11 protein-coding genes and 1 rRNA gene are annotated in these 11981 nt (G+C 44.3%); 8 read left to right on the top strand and 4 right to left on the bottom strand.

The annotated features are described in order from the left end of the window. The first annotated feature begins 30 nt into the window (after positions 1–30). From HQ29_RS08655 to recA, 5 genes are read left to right on the top strand one after another with little or no spacing between them, the layout of a single operon-like run. Positions 31–2505, top strand: a complete 2475-nt coding sequence (locus HQ29_RS08655) for a TonB-dependent receptor (protein ID WP_052090038.1) — start codon at positions 31–33, stop codon at positions 2503–2505. A gap of 6 nt (positions 2506–2511) precedes the next feature. Next, positions 2512–3456, top strand: coding sequence for a DUF4249 domain-containing protein (locus HQ29_RS08650; RefSeq protein ID WP_082226866.1), 945 nt, complete (start codon positions 2512–2514; stop codon positions 3454–3456). Positions 3457–3511: 55 nt separating this feature from the next. Further along, positions 3512–4708 (top strand): saccharopine dehydrogenase family protein, encoded by a 1197-nt coding sequence (locus HQ29_RS08645; RefSeq protein ID WP_036788151.1) that lies wholly within the window; start codon positions 3512–3514, stop codon positions 4706–4708. Then, on the top strand, positions 4705–5172 hold the full coding sequence (bcp, locus tag HQ29_RS08640; protein WP_036869269.1) for a thioredoxin-dependent thiol peroxidase: 468 nt from the start codon (positions 4705–4707) through the stop codon (positions 5170–5172). The genes HQ29_RS08645 and bcp overlap by 4 nt, the downstream gene beginning before the upstream one ends. Positions 5173–5193: 21 nt before the next feature. Continuing rightward, positions 5194–6258, top strand: a complete 1065-nt coding sequence (recA, locus tag HQ29_RS08635) for a recombinase RecA (RefSeq protein ID WP_036788147.1) — start codon at positions 5194–5196, stop codon at positions 6256–6258. A 545-nt stretch (positions 6259–6803) separates the two neighbouring features. Here recA and HQ29_RS08630 read toward each other — a convergent pair. Continuing rightward, the gene (locus HQ29_RS08630) at positions 6804–7208 is read right to left on the bottom strand and encodes a hypothetical protein (RefSeq protein ID WP_152566525.1); all 405 of its coding nucleotides are present in this window, start codon (positions 7206–7208) and stop codon (positions 6804–6806) included. Between the two features lie 855 nt (positions 7209–8063). Here HQ29_RS08630 and HQ29_RS08625 point away from each other — a divergent pair. Together HQ29_RS08625 and HQ29_RS08620 are read left to right on the top strand one after the other, a co-directional pair. Continuing rightward, positions 8064–8648: a Crp/Fnr family transcriptional regulator gene (locus tag HQ29_RS08625; protein ID WP_036788143.1), complete on the top strand. Its 585-nt coding sequence runs from the start codon at positions 8064–8066 to the stop codon at positions 8646–8648. A 110-nt stretch (positions 8649–8758) separates the two neighbouring features. Next, entirely contained in the window at positions 8759–9643 is an 885-nt protein-coding gene (locus tag HQ29_RS08620) for a pirin family protein (RefSeq protein WP_036788141.1), read from the top strand. Positions 9644–10103: 460 nt separating this feature from the next. Here the strand turns inward: HQ29_RS08620 and HQ29_RS08615 are convergent, their stop codons facing one another. From HQ29_RS08615 to HQ29_RS08605, 3 genes are all read right to left on the bottom strand, one after another. Beyond that, positions 10104–10667 carry an NADPH-dependent FMN reductase gene (locus tag HQ29_RS08615; protein WP_200878526.1) on the bottom strand — a complete coding sequence of 188 codons (564 nt, stop codon included), beginning with the start codon at positions 10665–10667 and terminating at the stop codon, positions 10104–10106. A gap of 130 nt (positions 10668–10797) precedes the next feature. Next, positions 10798–11145, bottom strand: a complete 348-nt coding sequence (locus HQ29_RS08610; protein ID WP_036865406.1) for a hypothetical protein — start codon at positions 11143–11145, stop codon at positions 10798–10800. A gap of 242 nt (positions 11146–11387) precedes the next feature. Beyond that, entirely contained in the window at positions 11388–11615 is a 228-nt protein-coding gene (locus HQ29_RS08605) for a hypothetical protein (protein ID WP_152565548.1), read from the bottom strand. 282 nt (positions 11616–11897) lie between these two features. Here HQ29_RS08605 and HQ29_RS08600 point away from each other — a divergent pair. Beyond that, positions 11898–11981 (top strand): 23S ribosomal RNA (locus tag HQ29_RS08600); the annotation flags it as partial.

Genomic DNA, 11981 nt, shown 5'->3' with positions numbered 1-11981 from the left:
GATCTTCGGATCTTAAATCTCCATGTTGGCATGAAGCATCGACACTTTCTCGGAACGGCTTTCGGTAAGAGAGGCATACTCTTTTCTCTAAGTCTGTTTCTTCTATCTCTGTGTTGCTTTGAACCCATCGCGGCACAGAGTAAAAACTGCAAACAGAGGATAAGCGGTTATGTTTATGAAAAGGGCTCGCAAGAGATCATCATCAGGGCAAGAATAAAAGAACCACAGCTAAAGACCGGAACATTGACCAATTCGTATGGTTTTTTCAGCCTGGAACTCCCTTGCAGTTCTCAAGAAGTAGAGGTTTATTCTGCCGGCTGTCAGCCTCAGACGATCCGACTGACGGGAAAAGATACCGTCATCAACGTCTATCTCGCACCACAAGAGCTGGATGAGGTTGTGGTGGTCGGAAGAAAAAACGACTCCGAACTGACCGGCTCACGAATGGGCAGTATGGAAGTGCCTCTTGAGATTATCCGCAGAGCTCCTGCGCTTCTCGGAGAGGCGGATCCCCTGAAAACTATACAGCTTCTACCGGGTGTACAAGCCGGGATAGACGGTAGTGCCGGCATCTTTGTACGTGGTGGCGGTCAGGACGAAAACCTTTTCTTGCTCGATGGAGTCCCGCTCTACAATGTGAATCACCTGCTTGGATTTTTCTCCGTATTCACTCCGGAAGCGATCAAGAGAGTGGATCTCTACAAGGGTAGTTTCCCATCGAGATTCGGGGGAAGGCTTTCGAGCGTTGTGGACATCAGAACAAATGATGGGAATATGAGAGAGTATCACGGTACGGCAAGCATCGGACTGATCTCCTCCAAGCTGCATTTTGAAGGGCCTATCGTCAAAGATAAAACCTCTATTCATGCTTCCTACCGCCGGACTTACGCGGATCTTTTGGCACGTCCATTCATGACTCAAGACGAGAAAGGCGGATACTACTTCCAGGACTTCACGTTGAAGCTGAACCATAGATTCGGAGACAGAGACCGGTTATTCCTAAGTCTGTATGGTGGAGACGATAATCTCTACACCCACTTCGAGCATAGCATGAACAGGTATCAGTCGAAGTCAGACAGTGAAATGTCTTGGGGAAATATCGTCTCTTCGCTTAGATGGAATCATATATTCTCTTCCCGACTCTTCTCCAATACCACAATAGCCTACTCCAGATACAAACTCAGGACGTCAAATAAAGAGAATGAGTATGTGATAACAGATGGGAAATCTGAGCTGACCAACGGATATCATCTGCAGTTTACTTCGGGTATAGAGGACCTTTCTGCCCGTATGGATATGGAGTATTACCCCGTGCATAACCACACCATTAAGTTTGGAGGGGAGTATATCTATCATACTTTCAAACCGGAGGCGTTGTCGTTTGACCCCGTAAAGCAACAAGACCCGGAAGATGCCGATGTTTTGAAAGCTCTTAATCAGAGTGCAAAGCCGATACGAGCGCACGATGTATCTCTCTATGCAGAGGATGAGATGAGACTGCTGTCATGGTTGGACGGTAATGTGGGCGTGCGTTACTCTATGTTTGGAGTGAACGGAAAGCTCTATCACTCCTTAGAACCTCGCGCTTCCGTGAGGATAACCCCTACAGATATCTTCGATGTCAAGCTCTCTTATACGAAGATGAGCCAGAACATTCACCTGCTAAGCTCTTTCGGTCTCAGCATGCCTACGGATCTTTGGGTGCCTGCCACGGAACGGATAAGCCCGATGAGTGCAGATCAATATGCTTTGGGTCTCTACTCTGATGCGATAAACGGATGGAGATTGTCTACCGAAGGGTATTACAAGACCATTGATAATGCAATAGAGTACAAGGATGGCGCAATGTTTATGGGCTTCTCTTCGGGATGGCAAGAGAAGGTAGAGCAAGGCGAGGGACGCTCTTATGGTGTCGAAGTAATGGCACAAAAAACAGAAGGAAATCTTACAGGCTGGGCAAGCTACACTTATGCCAAGAGTGAAAGAAGATTCAGTCCCAATGGAATAAACCAGGGAGCCTGGTTCCCGGTGCAGTTTGACCGCAGACACAATTTCAATATCGTTGCAACGTATGCTTTCTCGAAAGCTCTGGACTTAACGGCTACATGGGAGTATAGATCCGGTGGAAGAGCTACGGTAGGTATCGGTATGACGGAATATATAGCGAATCAATCCACCGGACATTACGGCGATTATTATATAAATCACTTGGACAACGGAGGAAATCGTATTACCCAAACACCTCTTGTAACATCAAGAAACAACTATCAAATGCCTTCGACTCACCTGTTGAACCTTTCGCTCAACTACTACGTTAAGCATAAGAGAGGCAAAAGTCAGTGGAATTTCTCTGTGTACAATGTCTATAACAGACGCAACCCAACCTTTTTATTGCTCCAAACAGGAGCAGGAAGAATAGAGAGAGAAAAGACTGCGGTTCCGATGTTAAAGAGAGTCTCCATTCTGCCAATTCTTCCATCCATATCTTATACGTATAAATTCTAATTCGTCATGAAAAGTATATATTATCATCTCAATAAGCTCAAAGTCGCGGCTCTAATCCTTCTTTCAGTAGTGCTATTCAGCAGATGCGTGGATGAAGTCCCTATGGATATTTCCGGTTATAAGGAAGAGCTGATAGTAAATGCCATATTCGATACTTCTTTGAGCAACCACTATATATATGTATCTCGTACGGGACTTTTGAATCCAATCCCGGAAAAAGAAGCAGATGTAAAGCTGTTCATTAACGATGTACGGGTGAAAGATCCGGTGCCACACACGGTTTATCGTTTGTTTCATAAGCAGGTGTATCGCCCTTGTTTCCTAAGTACAGAAAAGTTTAAGCCGGGAGATCGTATCAGATTGGAGGTAGCAACAAAGGATGGAAAGCATCAGACTGTGGCGGAAACCGCCATCCCGAAAAGCGTCGGCATAGATAAGATAAGTTGGGAAGAGCCGGTAGTAGGCAAGCAACATGGTACGCTGTACACCACAATGACGGATCCTAAAGACGAGAAAAACTTCTATCAGCTGCGTTTTGCCGAAGAGGGAGTCTTTGAAGACAAGCCTTATCGAAGGATTTTAAGTCTGAACCATTCGCAAGAACCGGTCATGAATGATGGGAAGAGCACCACAACCACAAGTGATGAAGACTCTTACTTTAGCTCTCCAAACAATAACATGGGTGTGTTTTACGATAAATGGCTGAACGGAACATACACTCTAAAGTCCGGAGTGAGAGTGGCACAGATCAGACCCGGAGCAGAATATTATGTGCTTTTATCCTCCATTACTGAAGGATTTTACTTTTACCTTAGGGCTATAAATACGTTGGAGTCGGAGGATTTTATCGAAGGACTCACTACACCTATCATATTGCCCAGCAATGTCAAAGGGGGAAAAGGATACGTAGCAGGGGTTGCCACCGAGCGCATTCAGTTTTCAAAAAAATAATGCGTATCTTTGGTATCTATATCATCCATCAAAAACATTAAAAGAAATAGAACGAATGAAAGGACGTGTTCTCATTATAGGTGCAGGCGGTGTCGGTACCGTTGTCGCCAAGAAAGTAGCAATGAACAGCGATGTCTTTACGGACATTATGCTGGCAAGTCGCACAAAATCGAAGTGTGATGCCATCGCTGCAAACATTAAAGAAGCAAAGATCAAAACGGCTCAGGTAGATGCGGATAGCGTAGAGGAGTTGGTAAAGCTGTTTAAGGAATTCCAGCCGGAGCTTGTCATCAATGTTGCTCTTCCTTATCAGGATCTCACCATTATGGATGCATGTCTTGAGTGTGGCGTGAACTATCTCGACACTGCAAACTATGAACCGATAGACGAAGCGAAGTTCGAGTATCACTGGCAATGGGCATACAAAGAGAGATTTGAGCAAGCAGGGCTTACCGCAATACTTGGTTGTGGTTTCGATCCGGGTGTTACCGGCGTATTCACAGCGTATGCAGCCAAGCACCATTTCGATGAAATCCATTACCTCGATATCGTAGACTGCAATGCCGGAGATCACAAACGCCCCTTTGCAACCAATTTCAACCCGGAGATCAACATTCGCGAAATCACTCAGAAAGGCAAATATTGGGAGAATGGTCAGTGGGTAGAGACCGAACCGCAAGAGATTCATCAGCCTATTACTTACCCTGAAGTGGGTCCGAGAGAGTCTTATCTTCTTTACCATGAAGAGCTGGAGTCTCTTACTAAAAACTTCCCGACCATTAAGCGAGCACGTTTCTGGATGACTTTCGGGCAGGAATATCTCACACACCTTCGCGTTATCCAAAACATCGGAATGGCGAGCATCGAACCCATCATGTACGAAGGTCGTGAAATCGTTCCGATTCAATTCCTTAAGGCAGTGCTTCCTGACCCGAAAGAGTTGGGTGAAAACTACACCGGACAGACCTCTATCGGCTGTCGCATAAGAGGTATAAAGGATGGTAAGGAACGCACTTACTACGTGTACAACAACTGTAGCCACGAAGCAGCATATAAGGAAACCGGAGCACAAGGAGTGAGCTATACCACCGGAGTACCTGCGACAATAGGTGCAATGATGTTCTTCAAAGGCATCTGGCGTAAACCGGGTGTATATAACGTAGAAGAGTTTGATCCGGATCCGTTCATGGAAGAGCTCAACAAGCAAGGCTTGCCATGGCACGAACAATTTGATATTGACTTGGAACTATGATAGCTGTCGGAGATAAAATACCCGAGTCTCTCGGATTGGATCAAGACGGAAAAGAGATCAAGGCTGCCGACCTGTTGGGGCAGCCTTCTCTTCTCTATTTCTACCCTAAAGACAATACTTCCGGCTGCACGGCACAGGCATGCAGTTTGAGAGACGGCATAGAAGAGCTGAAGAGAGTAGGTATCCGGGTTATCGGGATCAGCAAAGACTCTGCCAAGAGCCATAAATCCTTCATCGAAAAGTACGATCTCCCTTTCACCCTCATAGCAGATACCGAACATGTTCTACAAGAGACATTCGGTGTTTGGGTCGAGAAAAGCATGTATGGCAGAAAGTACATGGGTACCCAACGCACCTCTTTCATCATAGATGCAGAAGGCAGAGTAACACACATCATATCCGGTAAAGAGGTACGCACAAAGGATCATGCAGACCAGATATTGGAGATACTCAAGAACAATTAACACTCAAAACTTCTAAAAAATATGGCAAAAAAAAGCGATATAAATGACCCAACGGTAGAAGCAGGACAGAAATCGGACGAGAAAGCAACTCTTGAAGCCAACAAGAGAAAAGCCCTGCTCGCTGCCATGGAAAAGATACAGAAAGACTTCGGTAAGGGAGCTATTATGAACATGGCAGAGGATGTCGTGGACGATGTCGAGGCTATCCCATCCGGTTCTCTTACTCTCGACTTGGCACTTGGTATCGGTGGTTATCCTCGTGGACGTATAGTGGAAATCTACGGGCCGGAGTCTTCCGGTAAAACGACCCTTGCCATCTATGCCATTGCAGAGGCTCAAAAGCAGGGCGGACTGGCAGCCATCATTGACGCCGAACACGCTTTCGACAGATTTTATGCCGAAAAGCTGGGCGTTGACATCAATAACCTCTGGATCTCTCAACCCGATAACGGCGAGCAGGCACTCCAGATAGCGGAGCAGCTCATCCGCTCTTCTGCGGTAGACATTGTTGTCATCGACTCCGTAGCGGCACTTACCCCTAAAGCCGAAATAGACGGAGCAATGGGTGATGCCAAGATGGGGCTTCATGCCAGACTTATGTCTCAGGCGCTGAGAAAACTTACGGGAGCAATCTCTAAGAGCCGTACCTGCTGTATTTTCATCAATCAGCTCCGAGATAAGATCGGCGTGGTTTACGGACCAAGCGAGACCACAACCGGAGGTAATGCGTTGAAGTACTATGCTTCCGTGCGTTTGGAGATACGCAAAGGCACGCCATACAAAGATGGAGAAGAGGTCTATGGCTATCCTCTAAAGGTGAAGGTTGCCAAGAACAAAGTGGCTCCTCCATTCCGCAAAGCGGAGTTCGATGTCATCTTTGGCGAAGGAATAGACCGTGTGGGCGAACTCATCGACCTCGGTGTAGAGCATAACATCATTGCGAAAGCAGGTTCCTGGTTCAAGTACGAAGGTACCAACATCGGACAGGGAAGAGATGCAACGAAAGAGACACTCAAGAATGACCCGGATCTGCGAGAAGCGATAGAAGTTGCAGTATTAGAGGCCATAAACGGCACTGATAAGTAAAATTTGGGCGATTTCAGGTATTGAGACTTTAAAAGATTAAGGATATAGCGGTTAAAAATATGACGTACGACATATATACTAAATTGCTTCAAGAGGTAAAATGGACGAAATTTGCATTAGAAAGTAGAACCTAATCAATCTTTCTTACCTCATATCTAAATCTTTTGTGGAACATACGACAATAGTTGAACGTAGGCTGTGCGAGAGCACGGCCTGCGTTATTTTTTTATACTCTTTTCGGAAAACTTTTATTGAGGCATGTTTTTAGATAATAAGGTAAGATGATTCTTCATATTTCCCCATCCGGGAAACGCTTCTCGGTGATCTGCTTTAAGAGCCGGGCGATCTGTCTTTTTTTCTGCGTTATCTTTCCGGTAAACTTCTTTAAAGGTGTGCTTTAAGAGATTGGGCGGGACCTCCTTCTATCTCTACTGCTTGGGAAACCCCTGCTGAGGGGCTGCTTTAAGGTGGGGGGAGTGTGCCTTCCCTCTTTCTTTGTTCGGGAAACTTTTGCCGGAATTATACTTCAAGCGGACGGAAAAATCTTATGCTCTCTTTATTCTGTTCCATATTCTCTCGAAGACGGGAACAGCTATGGCTATTACAAGAGAAACTATAACATAAGAGGATGCTGTGTCTCTGCTCCACGTTGAAATGATGTAAAAGCTCAGCAGAACAGAGTAAAAGAAAGGTATCCTATACAGCAAATGACTCTTTTTCAGCTTCTGTATCTCTTTGCTCACCCTCTTCTTCTCCTCTTTTTCAACCTTCTTCTTTAGAAAGTGCTCAATGAGAGCGGCCATAAGCATCACGGCTAAAAGAACTCCCATGCAGATATAGTGGCTTTTTCTGTCCGGAAACAAGAAAAGGCATGCCGTAAAAGTGATGGCGTAAAATAGTGGATAGGATACAACTCGAAGCAGATTTCGATGATTTGTTTGCATGTTCATTCTTTTTTTGAGCTGCAAAATTACCTATTTTCTTCCTCAAAAGAAAGCAGAGAAAATAGGTAAAGTGCCGTTTAGAGCAGTATTTTTATACAAAAACGATCTTCCCAAAATTGCCCCTTAAAAGCCCACCGGAAACTTTTTTCTTTGAGTAAGAAAAAGGATGATAATCTCAACTTGCTGTATATAAGCGGATTAAAAATCAGGCGAAATTCTGAGAGAAAATTTTTTCAGAGCATTTCATGGGTTGTTTTCGCGTTAATAGGTGTGAATTTTAATAGGCGTTTGTGTGAATAAAATCTAATAAATAAAATTGGCTTTTCGTATGCTTTTTGGAGTAAAAATAGATAAAATGTTGATATTTAGCGCCTTGTTTGTTTTGGCTAAACACTTTAATTGAATCCGATAAACGTATTAAATGAAATCGGTAAACGTGTTCATTGAAAAATTAAATACGTTAAGCCGGAACGATATGCTCGTTTAGTGTTTTGGGTGAACCTGTATCGGAATTTGTGTTAATAAAACAGCCTCGATTTAACAATTTGGCCGTGCTCCGGAAATGACCTCTCCGATCAAAATAGAGAGAGAAAAAACCGGGAAGAGGTATCGGTATGGAATATATAAAAATGACTTTTTCTGCCGAAGCGAATCCGACTGAAAGTAGGGATACATTATCAGTATACATGGACAAGAACCATTAGGAGAAAGCAGAGAACTTTTTGACAAAATGCATATCCTTTTTTGGGGGCTGATAATAAGTGCATTAAATCTTGTTTCGGAGCATCTTTTCAGGGTGTTTTCTTCAAATATGTATATCTTTGAATATATAATGGTCTGCCTTTTAAAAAAGAATGTAGTATGAGAGAATATTTCTTTGATGACTTTCTTCGCTCTAATGTCCCACTAACCGATGAGCAGAGGAGTATGCTCTTCAAGCACAGTATGGTGAAAGAGTACGATCGAGGAGACTTTATCCTGAATGCCGGGGAGACTTGTGTCCATCGATTTTTTATCGAAAGAGGAGCGATACGAGAGTATTCGATAGACCCCAAAGGAAAGGAACACTTGCTGTTTTTTGCTGTCGAGGGATGGTTTTTGATGAATGTAGACAGTGTGTTTTTCAACCAGCCGTCTAATCACTTTATCCAAGCCATAGAGCCGACCCGACTGCTCTTGATCAATGAAAATCAACTCCAAAAGCTCGTCCGTGAGGATCCTGCTTTCGCAGAGCTTGACAGACAGTTGCTATACGAGCATATACAGATGCTTCATCGACGTATCACGCTTCTTCAGAGTGCTTCAGCGGAGGAGCGTTACTTGCGGTTCATCAAGGATTTCCCCGAAATCCCTATGAGGGTGCCTCAGACAATGATTGCATCATATCTGGGGATCACTCCGGAGAGCCTGAGCCGTGTCCGAAGAGCAATCGCAAAAGGGAGATAAGGGTCTCCATCGCTTCTTAACATAGGTCAATGTCGGAGAGATCAACAGGGACTAACTTTGCGATGTAAAATAAAGTTGATAGTAACAATAGCAAAGAAAGGACTAAAATTATGAGAACGAAAGATATTGCACTTGTGACAACGCCGCAATCTTCACACTGGGTAGGCGACGGCTTCTTTGTCCACAACTTTATCCCTTCTGTCAAAGGACTCTCCATGCAGGAGATGGATCCTTTCATCCTCCTTGACTATAATGCCCTTCGTGAGGTTGCTCCAACAGATCTACCCGGGGGAGTGGATGTCCATCCGCATAGAGGATTTGAGACGGTAACCATTGCCTATGAAGGTGAAGTTGAACACGCTGATAGTGCGGGACACGGTGGGCTCATAGGGCGTGGAGATGTACAGTGGATGACAGCTGCCAAGGGAGTCTTGCATCGAGAGTTTCACGGTACGGAATGGGCGAAAAAGGGTGGACCGTTTCAGATGGTGCAGCTTTGGACAAACCTTCCTGCCAAAGACAAAATGTCTCCTCCCAAGTATCAGTCCATAACCAACGCATCTATGGGTAAGCATATCCTTCCCGATGATGCCGGGATGGTCGAAGTGATCGCCGGCGAATATCAAGGGACAGTAGGACCTGCAACTACCCACTCCCCTATATATCTTATGAATGCCAAACTTAGAGAAGGTGGTCGGGCGGACTTTTCCTTCCCGGCTTCTCATAATACGGCACTTCTTGTGATCCGTGGAGCTATCCGCATAGGAGATCGAGATATAGACACAGATACCTTTATCAAGTTCGCTCACAATGGAGAGGATTTCGCCATCAAGGCTACTCGCCCCGATACGGTGGTTCTCTTGATGAGCGGCGAACCTCTTCGAGAACCGATAGCAGCCTATGGGCCATTTGTGATGAATTCCAAGGCTGAGCTTTTACAGGCTTTCGAGGACTTTAACAACGGTCGCTTCGGACACCTTGACACTAAACGATAATTTTCCTGTACACACACTTTTGCCAATTTCTGACAGTTCACTCGGAGGATATACTCCAAGTGGGCTGTTTTTTTTAGTCTTTGGTCGTTTAATGGAATAGCTTACTCCTCTATATAATGAATGAGAGCCAAAGTTATCAGTTTTGAACTCTATCTTGTGTTGTTTTGAACGTTTGTGTCGTGAGGTCCCCCCCCCCCAATAAACTTATTGTAACGATATGGAGAGATGTCTGGCTTCTTCTTAAATTCGGATGATAACAACGATTCCTATTACTCGTATTTAGAATTCTTTTTCGGAAAGTTCTTCTCAGGCTTTGTTGGAGAAAATCCAATGAGAAGTAAGTAAACTACGGTGTCCGATACAAAACTTCCGCTCTGCTCCATCGGATGTATTAGTGTACATGAAAAGAGGGTGTGTCAAAATGAAAGTTTTGACACACCCTCTTTTTTATTTTACTTTATTATTTTTCCAAACGTGCCAGAAGTGTACTGACAGCTTCGGAGCATTGAGCCTTTAGGGTATGGTCCGTGATGCTGAGACTCTCGACGTCGAAGTTGTGCCCGAAACTCGGAAGCGAAAAAGTAGCAACGACATCTGCTCCGTAGAGAGGAAATGTACTTTTGGCAGCAGCAAGGACATTTGCTCCGCCAAGTCGACCGGGTGAGGTACTCATGAGGAGCATGGGTTTCTGTGCAAATACCTCACGACGAACGCGAGAAGACCAGTCGAATATATTCTTGAAAGCAGCGCTATATGAGCCGTTGTGTTCAGCCAATGAGCATACTATGGCATCAGCTTCATCCATGGCTTCGAGAAATGCTTTTATTTGATAAGGATAGCCGGCTTTTTCTCTGTCTTCGGAGAAGATCGGCATCTCATAATCGTTGAGATCGAGAAACCGGACTTCGTGTCCGAACATCTGATTCAATACAGATGCAACGAGATGTCGGTTGATTGAAGTGCTTGAAGTGCTGCCGGAAAATGCAACAATCTTAATCGGTCTTTTTGTAGATACTTCATTCATAATAAAATCTTTTTTTGTGTTTGAACTGATTATAGAGAGGAAAGTGATATTTTGCTCTACGAGCTTACACATGGTCTATCCCCGAAGTCCTTTCCCACAACATCATTGGAGTCATAGAAAGAGGCTGTTCTTAAAACGAAAAGACATCGTCTTTGACGACATAAGTTGCTTTCAGTTGAGATTTGAGGCTTTTGATATGGTTGCTGAGTAGGGAGCCGAGAGCATCCGGCTCTATCGTATCCACATCCAAGAGAAGAGCTTCGGGCTGTTGGATCTCGAGCATTTTTCGGATGAGTGCACGATCAGAATTATTGATATCTGGATCTATGACAACGATGTCAAAGAGGATGCCCTGCATCTTTTCCACAGCTTCTTCGGCGGTTGAAGCAACAGTATACCTGACCTCTGTGATACGCTCCAAAAGACTAATATGGGCTTTAAAATCTTCTCCTACAAGTAGAACGTCAAATTTCATCATAATTTTTCCCTTTCTTGTTATTGTGATGCAAAGATACGGTACTGCCCAAAGGTGTACATTGATCTATGATAAGAAGATGAATTCTTCTTTGACGAACGTAATGGGCGGATATTATACCGATTTTAGGAAATGCTAAGAGATGAATGTATGGAAAGTCAGCCCCGGAAGAGATAGCGAGCTTCTTCCTCTAAGAGATCGACATAGCGTGTGAAGAAAGAGTTCGAGTCTTGGAATGCCGTGTGTTAGGGCTTTAATAACAGCTTGATGTGCCACTTTGACAGCAGGAAAGGAGCTGGAGAGACGAACAGTATGGTAACTTTTGGGGAAGCTATTATGAAAAGGGATGCCATAAGATTCAAACTTTTGAACTCAGCATTCAGATAAAGATAACCATCGGTAGTAATGAGGTCGATATGAGGTGTCGCAGGATTCATCGAAAGAAGATCCCCCCCCAGTTGTAATCGTTTCAACCGATGCAACCACAATGCTGATGATATAAGGGTGCTTGATACTCCCACGCTGAAAGAATCAATTCTGTATCTTTTGTTAGTAAAGTTTGGTAGAATGAAAAACTCTTTCTAACTTTGCACCCACGAAACGGGAGAGCAGATCTCCTGTGAGGAATACGAGATCATAGACATATCGGAAGAGAAGAATATAGTAGGATTTTCCTGTACTCAAGTATGGGATGATATAAAACTACAATAGCCGTATTGTACCGTTAGCGGTATGATATGCGAGAGCAAAAAAAATATAAGCAAAAGAAGGGCAGACGGTGGATGCCTTGGCTCTAAGAGGCGACGAAGGACGTGATAAGCTGCGAAAAGCTGTGGGGA

The organism is Porphyromonas canoris, assembly GCF_000765975.1.
In the GTDB taxonomy this organism is placed as follows: Bacteria; Bacteroidota; Bacteroidia; order Bacteroidales; family Porphyromonadaceae; genus Porphyromonas_A; species Porphyromonas_A canoris.
Note: the sequence above shows the minus strand (reverse complement) of the source record. Positions and strands in the feature narration are given on the sequence as shown.